We start from the raw sequence: 12418 nt of genomic DNA, 5'->3' as shown, positions 1-12418 counted from the left end.
CTCAGCGGCTGTCGCGAGCCAGCTTCTCGGCGATGGCCTGCAAGATCCAGGTGTTGCGTGGCAGGCGGACAGCGCTGCCTTTTCGCGCCCGCTCCAGCCGGTCGAACAGATCGCTGTCGGCCGGGAACTTAAGCGGGTGCTGGGCTCCCTTGGCGGTCGGCTCGACGGCAGCGATCGAAGGGGATGGCTCAGCCTGGGGCACGCTGCCGCCCTTGGCGATGAACGCCTCGACGGGGTCAACTGGCTCCGCGGTCTTGGGGGCAGGGCGAGCAGGTTTCGCGATCAAAGCCATCTATCGGACCTCCGCCGGATCGCTTTTGGATATCTTATGGGTATCGAACAGATGGTTAAACAATACCCAGATCTCTTCACTGGCCTTGGGGTCCTGGGGGCGCAGCTCGGACACGGACAGGCCAGCGGCCGCCGCGTGCGCGAACGCCTTCCGGGCGCCCAATGCTGTCGGCAGGAACTCTAGGCCGGGCTTTGAGCGGATAAGTTCGGCTGCCTCGGCATTCTCGGATCCGCGCGCCTCGGCTCGATTGATGAAGGCCAGCGCCCGCAGTTCTGGGTTGACGGCACGGGCCTCCTCGACGAGCTCGGCCACCTTGTCGAGGGTCCACACGTCGAAGGACCGTGGCGCGAACGGCACCAGGTACGTGTGGCAGATCGAGAGTGCTGCACGCTGACTGACGGTATCGCGGCCGCCCGTATCGATGATGACGTGGGCGTGCTTGGGGGCGAGACGCTGAACGCCGGAGCGCACGGCCGCCCCAGTCAGGGCGATGCAGGTGTAGCCGGCCCCATCGGCCCGCGCCGCCTCGCGCAGGTTGGTGAAATCGGTCGAGGTCTCCTGATCGTCCGCGTCGACCAGCAGCACGTCGCCGCCGCGTGCCGCGAGCATGATTGCGAGGTTCGTCGCAACCGTCGATTTGCCCGAGCCACCCTTGGTGCCACCCACCACCGTGATCATGCCGTCCGCCTCGCCGGTATCGGAACCATACGGGTTGGATATCCTGCGGATCTTAACTGGTCATCCCTCGGATACCCACCGGCCATCCGCGGGAGGTCATTTTGGTATGGGTGTGTCCACTGCGCCTCGGTTGTACGGTCTGGTGTCGCGGACCAGTCCGGCCACCGGGACCCGCGGACGGTCATCGGCTACGTCCGGCGGGCGAATGCCTTCAAGGGGCACTCGGGGGGCGAGTTCCTATGACCCCTCGGCTTCGCCAACGTTGGGCGATTGTCGCGACCGAATGGCGAGAAGAGCCTTGTCCCCGATGCGTCTTGCAGCGTCCGAACTTGAGTAGCGGTGCTCGGACATCTGAATGAGGGGCCCGTCCCTGCCGTCGTAGATCGACCACTGCCATGCATCGCCACTGTCTGCGATGCGCTCGATCTCAAGGTGCGGGCCGGACGTGGGGGTGGTCGACATCACTGCGCCGCCTTCTGTCGCTGCTGCGCCTGCCAGTCGGTGATGAACCCCTCAATCTGGCCGGCGAGTTCCTTGTCGGCAGGCATCGGCGACTCGCGCAGGTCTGAGACCATGGCGCCTAAGGACGGCCACTCGGACGCCATTTTGTTCAGGCCAAGCACGATCTGCCGGTCGAGCTCAACGTCGGTCAGGCGCGCCAGACCGCTGAACCGGGGGCTGGCCTCCAGCCGCGCGATCTTCGCCTCGATCTCCTTGATCCTCATGACAGCCGCGCCCTCAGATCCCGGTAGTAGGTGGCGACGTCGTGGTCACATGATCGGATCCGAGCGATGAGCGTGCGCTGCTCCGGATCATCGGCCGCGTCCCACGCGTCCATCAGCTCGTCGATGCCGCCGGCGTCTGTCGCCAGCTTGTGCAGACTGTCGAACAGCACGCGCTCGACCTGGTCGTAGGACAGGTGGTCGAACTGGCCGTCGCCGCGCTTCGCTTCTAGACGTGCGAGGCGGGTCTCTATCTCGCGGATCCTCATGCTCCCTGTCCCTCCAGTGCGGCGAGGCGACGATGCAGGTCGGCCGCCGTGATTGCCTCGATGTGCGCGGATACCGCCTTGCCGACGTCGGCGGCCTCAGACGGGGTGATCTCGCCAGACGACACGGCGCGCAGCAGCGCCTCGGTCGCCTTGGGCAGATCCTCGGCCGTCTCGATCACAGGCAGGTCGAACGTGATGGAGTGGTCCCGGCGCGGGGACAGCAGGCGGTCGAGGCACAGCTTCATCGCGCCCCCGTCGCCGGCCAGAGCCTGCTCAATGGCCTTGCGGGATAGGGCCTCGGCCTCGCCCTCGAAGATCGCCTCCAGGGCCAGGGTCGAGCGGTTGCGAGAGCCGCGGGGGCGGCCGGCTGGGTTGCCGGACTGGCCTTCTACGAATGGTTTTCCGTCACCCGGCATGGTCGGATCTCAGCGGTGGGCGTGGCTGTAAACAACAGACAAGAAACAGCCACGGCAGCGGGTTCGTCTGAATAGATAGCACCGGCTATGAGATTTCACGATAGGCATACGGCTGACAGACATCTAGTCCCAAGCACCAACGGTAAGAGTTAAGCGCATCATAGTCAGCGCAACGGCCGAGCCTGTCGCAGCCGCCTACGCTAATTCGTCATCGACAGACGTGAACGGCGCCGATCATGCCGCGTACCCCCAGCACAGATAGCCTTCCGTCTACGCTTGCCATCGGATTGCAGCCTTGGATCAACGTCGTTGAGACGGCGACCATCGGCATGGGCGAACACCTGTCCGCGGCGGCCGCGAACTCCTCCTCCGGCATTCGACGACGGATCGTACCGACGCCCCTGCTGGATCACGCACTCGTACAGACTCGGATGGCGACCGACATCCTAGAGCGTGGTGACGATTTAACTATTTGAGCCATATGGCGATGGCGGCGAGTTTGACGAAGCCCATGAAGTTGATGAGCAGTTTGTCGTATTGGGTGGCGACGCGGCGGAACTGCTTGAGCTTGGCAAAGAAGCGCTCGATGCGATTGCGCTCCTTGTAGAGTTCGGCATCGTAGGGGCGCTGGAGCTTACGGTTCCGCTTGGGCGGGATGACGATCTCGGCTCCGGTCTCCGCGATCCTGTCGCAGAGAAGATCGGCATCGTATCCTTTGTCGGCGATGGTCGCCTCGGCTTCGAAGCCTTCGACGAGGTCATGGGCAACGGTGATGTCGTTGCGCTGTCCGGGAGAGCCGATCAGGCGGACCGGAAGGCCGAGCGCTTCCGTGGCCGCATGGATCTTGGTGCTCAATCCGCCCCGAGACCGACCCAGGCCCTGGGCATCCGGCCCCCTTTTTCCTTGCGCGCGCCGGCCGCATGCTGATGAGCGCGTACGATAGTCGAGTCGATCATCAACCATTCGAGATCGGCTTCACTGGCCAGAGCCGACAGCATCGTGTCGAGAACGCCCATTTCGATCCAGCGATAGTACCGCCGCTTCACCGAGCGATAGTCGCCCAGACGCTCGGGCAGGTCACGCCAGCGTCCGCCTGAGCGCGCCATCCAGAGAAGCGCATCGAGGAACCGGCGATTGTCGGTGCGCGGACCGCGCTTGCCCTTGGTCCCGCCGGGGACGAACCTCTTGATCCGCTCCCACTGGTCGTCTCGAAGCGCATCGCAATCCATCGCAGATCCCCAAAATCAGCGTTGAATCCGATCTCGTCCCCCTTGGGAATCCCAAATCCTTAAATCGTCACCACGCTCTAGCGGTCGCGCTGGATGAACGGCGAGCGGACGTTGAACGTCTGCGTGCAGACGCCTTGGCGGCACTCAGTGAACTGATCGTGTGGCTTCAAGAGGCGAAGCCTAATGCGGTCACGGGAGAATTGGGGCTCGGCTGGTAGACGGAGCCGGCATCGGCTCCACGCCGGCTATTGCGCAACCTTTCAGGTCTATTCTCGGCGCCGATCATCGCTGAGAGCTGCTCGATGTCCGCTCGTTCCGCACGCAGCCCTGTCTCGAAGGCCGCGGTCATCTCGCATGGCGGCTGGATGGCCGGGTGCACCATCGTCGACATCTCGGTCAGCGGCGCGCGGCTGCTGGTGTCTCGGCCCGAGACCGTACCGGATCAGTTTGAGCTGGCCACCGATCTATCCGGTGGTTCGCGTCGGTGCCGTGCGGTGTGGCGCGAGGGCGGGCAAATCGGTGTCGAGTTCGTCGATTGGCTCTGAGTCGAGATCGCCACGGCCGGGGGTGCCTGCCAACCTGCGAAACTGGCTCCGCCAGGGCGCCAGCACTCTCGGGGCTGGGTGTTGCGCTCAGGGGTCCTGTGATCGCCCTTCCGCAGCAGACGGGGGCAGCAGCGCGTAATCGATCAGCTCCTTTGCGACTGGCCCCGCCACACCCCGCGGATCCTCGCTGCCGGTCATCTTCAGGCCGAGTGCCAGCGCCTCGATGATGGTCTGGCGCTGCTGATCGCTCATCAATGAAATGGCGGTGCCGAGTGTCCTCTGCAGGACCTCCACCCGGACCGTCAGGTCTCGTAGCTCTTCCAACAGCACGGTTTCGAGGGCTGAGGACAATTTGGGCTCCACCAGTTCGTTTGTGCCGGCGATGTAGCGCACGCGCTGATCGCCGTCGCGGCTGCAACCGTCTCCCAGTCCTCTGCTAAGCCCAATGCCGCGGATGACTACGTACTCATAGATATCAATCAGGCATCTACCGCTGGATACACTTCATCCGGATGCAGGTTTAGACTGATCCAAGCCGTATTCAGCCGGCAAGGCAGAAAATGCGGGCGACAGATGCCAGTTGTGGTCGATGTATCCGAGCTCCCCGCCCCGCTCGAGCTCATCCTGCGGCCTTGGGGCGGTGCTCTGGAAACGGCGTCCGTCGGCATGGGAGAGAATGTCCGGACGGCAGCAGCGAACGCCTCCGCAGGCCTTTGGCGCCGCGTCGTCATGATGCCCCCGAACAGGAGCTTGCTAAAGCCCTGTCAGCCTCAGCGGAGCTTGCGGCCGAGCTGAACAGGCGAAGTCCCCGCACAACCGATATTCGAAATCATGCGCTACGCGCTTTCGATGACCTAACTGCGTTACTGCGTGAGGCCAGGCCGAACGCGCGGGCCAAAGGGCTCGGGCTGGGTTGGTAGGAACTCGAGCGGAACGCCAGTCCATCAGGCCCGTTACTGGCCCAGCTCTGGAGGATACCGACGTGAAGCACATCATCGCTGGAGGGCTGATCGCAGCCGGCCTGCTCGCCATCCCGAGTGTGCCGGCCACGGCGCAGAGCATCGACATCGGACCGGGCGGCGTGCGGGTCGACCCGCGCTCACCGCGGGAGCGGGACCGGGACGAAATCCGGCGCGAGGAACGTCGTGAGGAGTTCCGCGATGAGCGGCGCGATGCGATCCGCGACGACATCCGGCGTGATGAGCGTCGCCGCGACCTCGATGACGATAGACCGCCCCTGCCGCCGCGCGATCGGTACTGAGATCGGCCGACCTGTAGGTTGCAAGCGGCGGGGCGATAGCCTCGCCGTTTCTATGTGTAGGGTCATGATCCGGCCCTTCCACGATTTCTCGGCAACAAATCCGCCCACGCCGTGCGCAGGATCGCGGCCCTGGCGTCGGCACGGTCTGGGTCGGCAGCCACGACCGCATCCGCCAGTGCATCCAGAGCAGCGAGACCCCCGATGTTGTCGGCCTCGATGCCCTTGCGGCGCAGAGCGCTACGAAAGGCGGCAGCAGCCGGTGCGTTCGGGCCGTGCCGCTCAATGCTCTGCACGAGGGTGAGGATGCTGGCGACGGTCGGCGGATCGGGGAGGGCAGCTATCATGGCGTCCGCTCCAATTCGGCTTCGAACTCGGCCATCTCCTCGTCGGTGAAGGCGACGGCCGAGCACCACTGGTAGTGGATCGCCAGCGGCATGGCGTAGCTCGGTACGCGGTACGGCCCGAGTGCGTCGCGCCGGACCTCCCCGCCCTGGTCGATCAGCAGACCGTCGTCGAGCAGGCGGCGCAGGGTCTTCGGCGAGCAGCCTGGAGGCTCGCCGCACCCGACCCGGTCGAGGGCACGGCGCTCGGCAGAGGTACGGCCCGGGTGGGGGAGGCGGTCGGTCTCGGACATCAGCAGGCCTCCGGACGGGCGGCGAATTCGGTCTCGGACAGTTCCACGGCGCGTAGGACGGCGGGGCCGGTGAAGTCAGCGATGGCGCGGCCCTTGTCGTCGTCCGGCAGGGTGGCGACCATCTCCAACCCAATGGCGGCCCCCATCACGACGACGTGGATCAGACCCTCCGGGGCGTCGGTGCGGCGGGCGATGGCGACCGTGATCGGGCCGACCGTGCCGTAGACGGCGATCTCCTCGTACCGGGCGACAGGGCTAGGCACCGGGGCTGGTTCGGGGAAGGTGACGACGTTGGGCATGATGGCCTCTCAGGCTGCGGGACGGTTCAGGGCGGCGTAGGACGCCAGCACATGGCGACGATCGAGACCGGCAAGGCGGTCGAGAGCGTGGAGCGCGGCCGGGAGGGTGCGCGGATCGTCCTCAGCGCGGCGCAGCAACTCAGCGAGGTTGGCGCCCCTAGGGCCGGTCGAGAGGTGGACGACGGCGCGCAGGCAGCGGAGCCGCGCACGGCGCTCTGCCGGGTCGAGGTCTGGGCGGAACGGACCCCAGGTGTCGACGGCGGGGATCATCAGGCACCCCCTTCCCGCCGGCATTGGGGGTTTTGGGGGTTATGGGGGTTTGTTTTGGCCGCTCCACGCAAACTGTCATGTACGTGTGCGCATGCGGGTGCGGGCACACCCGCAAAAATGCATGCGCAAATTGATCCTGACAGTTCTTCGCGTTGGGATGAAACAAACCCCCGCAACCCCCATCGGCACCACCGCGCGCATCAGAATTCTGACGCAGCAGCGCCCGGCCGGCCGGGCGAGGCATAGGCTGGGGCGGCGCTGACGCGGCAGAGCGAGAACCGGTTGCCGTGGCTTCCATCCTCCCGCATTTCGATCCGATGCCCGTCAACGACGCGGCCCTTGATCCGCGATAGCCACTTGCCGAAGCGCCGACTGTTGACGACGCCGCCTTCACCGGCCTGCCGCAGCAGCAAGTCGCGGAATTCGGGGAAGAGAAATCCCTGCTGGTTGAAGTCGAGGCTGCTGGTTGCGGTCTTGGCGCACGCGGTTTTGGTGATGGAGTTTGTGGTGTAGCCGTCCGAGAGTATCAGGTGCGCACGCCAGTGCTCGAACAGCTCGCGGATCGCGGACAGCTCCGGATCCTCCTCGCGGGCGGTCTCCATGCTCACGACCGGATCGTCATGGCCGAGCCAGACGAGCGGCGAGCGCACCATGGCTGACCAGTCCTCATAGCTTCCGAGCGGTCCGCAGACGGTCGGTGAGCCGGCGACCTGGTAAGCACGGATCACAGTGAGTGCGGCGGCGACGTAGGCTCCACGGTTCGCCATCACCCGGTCGAGGGGGTTGAAGCTGAAGTCCCGCAGCTCGGGGCGATCCATCTCGGCGTCGAGCGAGCAAAGCACCGCGCGCCGGGTCATGTCTCCGGCGAGCACGAGGTTATTGCCGGTGGCGAAGGTGGTCGAGCGGCACTCCAGCTCGGGCGCTTCTGACTTGCCGAGGATCCGGACCCGGACCAGGGGGCGCTCGGTAAGCTGGCAGAGCATATCGCCGCCCAACTCGCCGTTGATGTTGTCGATGGACACCACCGGCACCGCGTCGCGCAGCAGCGCACCGAGGCGCTTCTCGGTCTCCTCCTCGGTCTTGCCGGCCGCGATCACCGGGCAGCGCCGGCCGGTGGCGATGACGGCCGCGAGGTCGACCAGGAAGCTCTTGCCGGTGCCGGGGCTATGCGCTCGGATCGCGTGGAGCGGCGCCGTCGGCAGCACGCCACGGACCAGGGCTGTCAGGATGCCGGACAAGGCGACTGCTCGATCGACCGGACCGACGAACGGGAAGCCGACCAGCAGCGCCTCGATGAACGCGAGAGCCGCGATCGCCTCGTTGCGGTCGGGCCTCTCCATCAGGTCCGGCATGGTGAAGCCGGGATCGTGCGCGAGATATAGCCGGGTCGCGGGATCGTAGCCGGCCGCGGTGAGCAGAGACCCGTCCGGACGCAGCGTCGGCGTGGTGATGATGCCGGCGACCGGCGGAACGCGCCACTGCCCCTCGCGGGCGAGCAGCGTCAGGGTCAGCCGCCCCGGCGGCTGCCATGTCCGTGGCGGCCTAAAATGGCTGAGGTCGCACAAGCCGAAGCCACGCAGGACGCCTCGGAGCAGGTCCTCTCGCCGCTCCAGGCCAAGGCGGAAGCCTACCGCTTCGCATTGGCGGGGACGCTGCACTCGCTCGCGGCCGTCAGCAACGCCACGGCCTCGAACCTCGAAACCTACGGCCACCTCGCCGAGGTGATGGCTCTGATCGCGACCCTCGACCGCCTCCGGGCGCAAGCCGGCGATCAGTTCGAATGCTTCGGCGCTGCCCTCGGCTCGTGCGGGAGCGCGTGACCATGCCCCGCCCCGCCCTCCTCCACTTCTCGAACCCGTAGGCGCTAACCCATGGCCGGTGGTCTTTCTTTCGGCATGCTGCCGAGCTTCGCGGATCTCGATCCTGCTGCGCAAGCCGCCGTGATGCAGCGGCTTCAGGCTCAATTCGGCGGTGATCAGCCCGCGGGGCCTGGCGGCGCTCTGGGTCAGCCTGACCCGCAGGCGCAGGGGTCGGCCCCGGGCCAGGGACCGCAGCCCCCGGCGATGAACGAGGCCGCCGTGCAGCGGATGGAACAGGCGATGGCATCGCCGCAGGATCGCGCCGCCCTCGGCTCCGTGCCTGGAGCGCCGGATCAGCTTCTGTTCGATCGCGCCGGCATGGGCGCCGGCCCTAACCCGTTCTCTGGCTCGGCTGGCGGCGCTATTCCGCAGGCTGACGCCATGGGCGCGCGCCCCGTGCCGATGCCGCCTCAGCGGCCCTCGGATGCCGATCTCGCGGCCTTGGCCTGCCAGCCGGAAGCGCCTTGCGCCAGGTTGCCGAACTGGAGAACGTCATCGCGGCCGTCGAGGCGGTGGCGGGCGAGGAAGCAGACCGAGAGCGACGGTCCGGCTGTTATTTCCGGGTCGGCACGATGGCGTTCGTGGTCTCGTAGTCGATCACCGCGGCGGCCCGAAGAGGGGCGTGATGCGGCCCGGAGCGGTGTTGAACCCGGGAGCGGCAGGGGCGCGGAAGTGGGGTAGTGTTCCCTACAGACCAAGGCACCCGTAGTCACGGGTCGTGCCGGGCGAGCCGATCCGCACTGGGGTGCACAGGTGTGCAGAGAACATCTCCGAGCCTTCCCGAACAGGTACGAACGTCCGAGAGCGTCGGCGCTGTTTCGAGCTGCGCCGCGGTGTTTCGATCGGCTTCGGCTTGAGGGCGCGGACCACGGCGATATGGGTCCCGGCGCCTTCAGTGGGTGTGGTGTGATGCCTTCGAGGTACTGAGCAATTCGTAAGCTTGTGGTGCGTCGAGAGACGGCTGGGTACGGCAAGATGCGGTAAGCCACGGGTTCGCAAACCTGATTGCCAATCGTGCAGGATCTGCGACCTTGGGGGATGATGCCGGGCGAGTCATTGGTCCGCACGACGTGCCGGTGTCACTGGGAGCGGCATAGCGATGACCGAGACCGACAAGCCTCATGGCGTGAGCGTGGTGCCGCCCACGGTGCCGATCCGGAACGTCAACGTACCTGACCCGACGGCAGGCAGCGAGCCTGAGAGCAAAGACGTTGTACAGGATGCCGAGAGCAAGCCTGACGATCCAGACAAGGCTGCCAAGGATGGCCTGGCCTAGCTAGTGCACTGACGCGCACAAATGGTGCACGGCGCACACCGGATTATCAAATTAATGCAGTGGGTTAGCTCTGTGATCTTGGTGCGTTCGTCTGCATCAGTGCACTAGCTTAAGGCACAGATCGCGGACGGGACAGCAGTGCAGGTGACCGGCCGCATCGTTTGATTGAAACCAGCCCCGCTGTTTTACAGCTGCGGGGCTGCCTTGTCCGAGATCACATGCGGGAGCGGCGCATGTGATGACGCCGGTGACGGGTCATATGGCGCCGTCCCATCATGCCGGTCTGGCCACCCATCCGCTTCTGAGACGAGCTCTTCACGCTGCCCGGGTTGTTCATGTTGCCTTCGGCGCTACCACCGCCGGCAGGTGTCTGCGCCATTGCTGCTCCTACCAGCGCGACAGAGAGCGCGGCAGCGAGAGCGATTGTCTTGATCGACATGGACATTCCTCCAGGCCGATCGGTTCGATCAACCCGGGAGCAAACAGCCCCACGGTCGGTATCGTTCAGGCTCCCGCCATGATTGAAGTTACAGATCCTGACGGCGTCGCAACCGCAGCGCCAGGATCAGCGCGCCAAGCCAGAACGCGAGGCTCAGCACCGCGATCGGCATGATCGGGCGGCCCTTCCACCAAACGATGATCACCGGCACGAACAGGCCTAGGATCGCGACGGTGAGGAGCGCCCAGAATTCGAGGTCGGACTTGTCCATGAACGGTAGGTAGGGGCATTCTACCGCTACGCTTCCTTCATTCCTGGTGGCACAGTGCGGCCTTATGCCGATCCGGCCCGAGCACCGATTCTTCTACCCGATCGACTGGCGCGAGCTGTCGGCGGAGGTCCGCTTCCGGCGTGCCGGCGGCGCCTGCGAGGGCTGCGGCCGGCCGCACGGGCTCATGGTCTACCATCTCGGCGACGGGCGGTGGTGGGACGCCGAGCTCGGCGCCTGGCGCGACGGGGGCGGCAGGCGCCTCGCCGAGCTGCCCAGGCTTGAGGACCTGGTGGCGGATCTCCGGACCACGCGCGTGGTGCTGGCCGCCGCACACCGCGACCACGACACTGCAAACAACGCCGGCGCCAACCTCGCGGCCTTCTGCCAGCGCTGCCACTTGATCCATGACAGGCCCGAGCACCGCCGTCGACGTTGGCGCACGCTGTTCCTGCGCCGGGCGCTCGGTGACCTATTCCACGATCCTAGTGCGAGACCATGAACGATGAGGTGGCTGCTCTGGTCCTGGCGTTGGCGGCCGAGAATGCCGAGCTGCGCGTGCAGCTCGCAGAAGCGCAGGAACAGCTGGTCAAGACGGCCGCCGACGCCGGCGAGCTGCACGCCCGGGTTGAGGACCTGCGGATTGAGTTGGCGCACGTCAGCCGCGAACGGGACGCCCTATTGATGGAGCGGACCAAAGGTGCGCGCTAAATTTTTCGCTGAGGGGAGAATGTTAGAAAACGCTGTGAATTACAGTTTTAACCGATTGATTTTTAAGCAAAAATATGATATTAACACCCGATCAGGTGGCGGGCGTCAAGTAATCGAAGATTACCTAGCCGCGTAGCGGTTGACGCCCGCCACCTGATCGGGCGCGCGCGCGAAGCGGTCCATATTAGTCCAGAGATACGATCTATAATCTTTTGGGGCTTAATGGTCAATTTCATCTACGACCTCCTGAAAACTGCCGTACTTGCGATATTCGCACTTGCACAGTAGTAGGTTTCGTAGAAAAAGTCAATCGTCTAACAAAGATGCTGACGTATCTATTGATAGAGAACTGCTAGTTATTTCGAACATTTGAAAGACGATGTGTCAACGCAAATGATTTAGTGAAATACCAGACCTACTAAGAAGATGACAACTATGAAAGCTATGAGAGGTCCAAGCCATGGCTTTAGCGTATGATAGAGAAGTTCCTTCAACATAGCTCGGAAGACAGTAAGTACGATTACGGAGAAAATAAAGCATACGATAGCAAACATAGCTATTCTCTCATCGCACCAGATCTACAAATGAGTCGATATTAGTCTGATACCTTCCTTAGTTGATACGGAGCCCCAGCAAAGAAGCAGGGTACCCGGCAACGGCATAGATGAGACCGTGGGGCGAAACGACCCGCTAAGAGGTCGCCACGCCTCAAATAGGCGTGGCGATGAGTTGTAGGCGCACACCCAGCGCACGGGCAGCGCGCTCGAGCCGATCGAGCTTGGTTCGGTGTCCAGGATCAAGGATGCGACGCACTTCGTTCTCGCCCACGTCGAGACGACGCGCGAGTTCGCAGCGTGACAGCTTCGCAGCTCGAAACGCTTTGTAGACAGCGATCTTCGCGGCGATTTCTACCGGCGCGATGATAGGGTGTTCCCCTGCCTCGGTGGTCGATGGCTCGGGAACGCCTTCCTCGTCGCGGATGCGGCCGGCCAGGGCGTATGAGAGGCGGACCTCCCAGCGGATCCCGCCCCCGTTCGGCAGGCGGTGCTCAGGGGCTGGGATGGGCCCCCGACGCCGATGACGCGGCTTCGCGCACCAGGGACGGGGACTCCCAAGCAGCCGAACCGATCGCCGCCCGGCCGGTGTCGGTTTGCGCCCCCCCCGACCGCCGTCCGGCGGCAAAGCGGAGCCGGGTGATGTTCCACGCGGGGATCCACCCGCGCAGGTCGGGCGCCGAACTGTTCGCTCCC

Annotated in this window: 19 protein-coding genes and 1 pseudogene; 6 read left to right on the top strand and 14 right to left on the bottom strand. The window is 64.9% G+C overall.

What is annotated here, in order from left to right:
* Position 1 precedes the first annotated feature (1 nt).
* The 6 genes and pseudogenes from MKL11_RS16140 to MKL11_RS16115 form a co-directional block, all read right to left on the bottom strand.
* Positions 2–292, bottom strand: a complete 291-nt coding sequence (locus tag MKL11_RS16140; RefSeq protein ID WP_243945127.1) for a hypothetical protein — start codon at positions 290–292, stop codon at positions 2–4.
* Positions 293–970, bottom strand: a complete 678-nt coding sequence (locus MKL11_RS16135) for an AAA family ATPase (RefSeq protein WP_243945126.1) — start codon at positions 968–970, stop codon at positions 293–295.
* 461 nt (positions 971–1431) lie between these two features.
* Positions 1432–1695: a hypothetical protein gene (locus tag MKL11_RS16130; RefSeq protein ID WP_243945125.1), complete on the bottom strand. Its 264-nt coding sequence runs from the start codon at positions 1693–1695 to the stop codon at positions 1432–1434.
* On the bottom strand, positions 1692–1961 hold the full coding sequence (locus tag MKL11_RS16125; RefSeq protein WP_243945124.1) for a hypothetical protein: 270 nt from the start codon (positions 1959–1961) through the stop codon (positions 1692–1694). Before MKL11_RS16125 ends, MKL11_RS16130 begins: the two co-directional genes overlap by 4 nt.
* On the bottom strand, positions 1958–2377 hold the full coding sequence (locus MKL11_RS16120) for a DUF5681 domain-containing protein (protein ID WP_243945123.1): 420 nt from the start codon (positions 2375–2377) through the stop codon (positions 1958–1960). Before MKL11_RS16120 ends, MKL11_RS16125 begins: the two co-directional genes overlap by 4 nt.
* A gap of 468 nt (positions 2378–2845) precedes the next feature.
* Positions 2846–3606, bottom strand: a pseudogene (locus MKL11_RS16115) (IS5 family transposase).
* Between the two features lie 302 nt (positions 3607–3908).
* On the opposite strand from MKL11_RS16115, the gene MKL11_RS16110 reads away from it, so the two are divergent.
* Positions 3909–4151, top strand: coding sequence for a PilZ domain-containing protein (locus MKL11_RS16110; RefSeq protein ID WP_243945122.1), 243 nt, complete (start codon positions 3909–3911; stop codon positions 4149–4151).
* An 87-nt stretch (positions 4152–4238) separates the two neighbouring features.
* Here the strand turns inward: MKL11_RS16110 and MKL11_RS16105 are convergent, their stop codons facing one another.
* Positions 4239–4544, bottom strand: a complete 306-nt coding sequence (locus MKL11_RS16105) for a hypothetical protein (RefSeq protein ID WP_243945121.1) — start codon at positions 4542–4544, stop codon at positions 4239–4241.
* A gap of 589 nt (positions 4545–5133) precedes the next feature.
* On the opposite strand from MKL11_RS16105, the gene MKL11_RS16100 reads away from it, so the two are divergent.
* Positions 5134–5412: a hypothetical protein gene (locus MKL11_RS16100; RefSeq protein ID WP_243945120.1), complete on the top strand. Its 279-nt coding sequence runs from the start codon at positions 5134–5136 to the stop codon at positions 5410–5412.
* Positions 5413–5474: 62 nt separating this feature from the next.
* On the opposite strand, the gene MKL11_RS16095 is transcribed toward MKL11_RS16100, so the two are convergent.
* The 5 genes from MKL11_RS16095 to MKL11_RS16075 form a co-directional block, all read right to left on the bottom strand.
* Positions 5475–5756, bottom strand: coding sequence for a hypothetical protein (locus MKL11_RS16095; protein ID WP_243945119.1), 282 nt, complete (start codon positions 5754–5756; stop codon positions 5475–5477).
* Entirely contained in the window at positions 5753–6046 is a 294-nt protein-coding gene (locus tag MKL11_RS16090) for a hypothetical protein (protein WP_243945118.1), read from the bottom strand. Before MKL11_RS16090 ends, MKL11_RS16095 begins: the two co-directional genes overlap by 4 nt.
* On the bottom strand, positions 6046–6345 hold the full coding sequence (locus MKL11_RS16085; RefSeq protein ID WP_243945117.1) for a hypothetical protein: 300 nt from the start codon (positions 6343–6345) through the stop codon (positions 6046–6048). The genes MKL11_RS16090 and MKL11_RS16085 overlap by 1 nt, the downstream gene beginning before the upstream one ends.
* Before the next feature lie 9 nt (positions 6346–6354).
* Positions 6355–6615, bottom strand: coding sequence for a hypothetical protein (locus MKL11_RS16080; protein WP_243945116.1), 261 nt, complete (start codon positions 6613–6615; stop codon positions 6355–6357).
* Positions 6616–6815: 200 nt separating this feature from the next.
* Entirely contained in the window at positions 6816–8579 is a 1764-nt protein-coding gene (locus MKL11_RS16075) for a hypothetical protein (protein WP_243945115.1), read from the bottom strand.
* A 359-nt stretch (positions 8580–8938) separates the two neighbouring features.
* Between MKL11_RS16075 and MKL11_RS33105 the strand changes: the two genes are divergently transcribed.
* Positions 8939–9067 (top strand): hypothetical protein, encoded by a 129-nt coding sequence (locus tag MKL11_RS33105; protein WP_279600534.1) that lies wholly within the window; start codon positions 8939–8941, stop codon positions 9065–9067.
* A 506-nt stretch (positions 9068–9573) separates the two neighbouring features.
* A complete protein-coding gene (locus MKL11_RS16070; protein ID WP_167367914.1) occupies positions 9574–9750 on the top strand; it encodes a hypothetical protein in 177 nt (58 codons plus the stop codon).
* 214 nt (positions 9751–9964) lie between these two features.
* On the opposite strand, the gene MKL11_RS16065 is transcribed toward MKL11_RS16070, so the two are convergent.
* Positions 9965–10189, bottom strand: a complete 225-nt coding sequence (locus tag MKL11_RS16065; RefSeq protein WP_243945114.1) for a hypothetical protein — start codon at positions 10187–10189, stop codon at positions 9965–9967.
* Positions 10190–10277: 88 nt separating this feature from the next.
* A complete protein-coding gene (locus MKL11_RS16060; RefSeq protein WP_243945113.1) occupies positions 10278–10460 on the bottom strand; it encodes a hypothetical protein in 183 nt (60 codons plus the stop codon).
* Between the two features lie 64 nt (positions 10461–10524).
* Here MKL11_RS16060 and MKL11_RS16055 point away from each other — a divergent pair, with 64 nt between their 5' ends.
* Together MKL11_RS16055 and MKL11_RS16050 are read left to right on the top strand one after the other, a co-directional pair.
* Positions 10525–10959: a hypothetical protein gene (locus MKL11_RS16055; RefSeq protein WP_243945112.1), complete on the top strand. Its 435-nt coding sequence runs from the start codon at positions 10525–10527 to the stop codon at positions 10957–10959.
* Positions 10956–11168, top strand: a complete 213-nt coding sequence (locus tag MKL11_RS16050; protein ID WP_243945111.1) for a hypothetical protein — start codon at positions 10956–10958, stop codon at positions 11166–11168. Before MKL11_RS16055 ends, MKL11_RS16050 begins: the two co-directional genes overlap by 4 nt.
* The last annotated feature ends 1250 nt before the right edge of the window (positions 11169–12418 follow it).

Origin of the sequence: Methylobacterium sp. J-077 (genome assembly GCF_022829365.1) — a bacterium.
Taxonomy (GTDB): Bacteria; Pseudomonadota; Alphaproteobacteria; order Rhizobiales; family Beijerinckiaceae; genus Methylobacterium.
This window is presented reverse-complemented; position numbering and strand designations above follow the sequence as displayed.

Excerpts from the sequence above, each read along its gene's own strand:
- MKL11_RS16080 (WP_243945116.1), bottom strand. The coding sequence starts at position 6,615 with ATGATCCCCGCCGTCGACACCTGGGGTCCGTTCCGCCCAGACCTCGAC.
- MKL11_RS16085 (WP_243945117.1), bottom strand. The coding sequence starts at position 6,345 with ATGCCCAACGTCGTCACCTTCCCCGAACCAGCCCCGGTGCCTAGCCCT.
- MKL11_RS16140 (WP_243945127.1), bottom strand. The coding sequence starts at position 292 with ATGGCTTTGATCGCGAAACCTGCTCGCCCTGCCCCCAAGACCGCGGAG.
- MKL11_RS16090 (WP_243945118.1), bottom strand. The coding sequence starts at position 6,046 with ATGTCCGAGACCGACCGCCTCCCCCACCCGGGCCGTACCTCTGCCGAG.
- MKL11_RS16065 (WP_243945114.1), bottom strand. The coding sequence starts at position 10,189 with ATGTCGATCAAGACAATCGCTCTCGCTGCCGCGCTCTCTGTCGCGCTG.
- MKL11_RS16050 (WP_243945111.1), top strand. The coding sequence starts at position 10,956 with ATGAACGATGAGGTGGCTGCTCTGGTCCTGGCGTTGGCGGCCGAGAAT.
- MKL11_RS16120 (WP_243945123.1), bottom strand. The coding sequence starts at position 2,377 with ATGCCGGGTGACGGAAAACCATTCGTAGAAGGCCAGTCCGGCAACCCA.
- MKL11_RS16070 (WP_167367914.1), top strand. The coding sequence starts at position 9,574 with ATGACCGAGACCGACAAGCCTCATGGCGTGAGCGTGGTGCCGCCCACG.
- MKL11_RS16055 (WP_243945112.1), top strand. The coding sequence starts at position 10,525 with ATGCCGATCCGGCCCGAGCACCGATTCTTCTACCCGATCGACTGGCGC.
- MKL11_RS16135 (WP_243945126.1), bottom strand. The coding sequence starts at position 970 with ATGATCACGGTGGTGGGTGGCACCAAGGGTGGCTCGGGCAAATCGACG.
- MKL11_RS16130 (WP_243945125.1), bottom strand. The coding sequence starts at position 1,695 with ATGAGGATCAAGGAGATCGAGGCGAAGATCGCGCGGCTGGAGGCCAGC.
- MKL11_RS16060 (WP_243945113.1), bottom strand. The coding sequence starts at position 10,460 with ATGGACAAGTCCGACCTCGAATTCTGGGCGCTCCTCACCGTCGCGATC.
- MKL11_RS16095 (WP_243945119.1), bottom strand. The coding sequence starts at position 5,756 with ATGATAGCTGCCCTCCCCGATCCGCCGACCGTCGCCAGCATCCTCACC.
- MKL11_RS16125 (WP_243945124.1), bottom strand. The coding sequence starts at position 1,961 with ATGAGGATCCGCGAGATAGAGACCCGCCTCGCACGTCTAGAAGCGAAG.
- MKL11_RS16110 (WP_243945122.1), top strand. The coding sequence starts at position 3,909 with ATGTCCGCTCGTTCCGCACGCAGCCCTGTCTCGAAGGCCGCGGTCATC.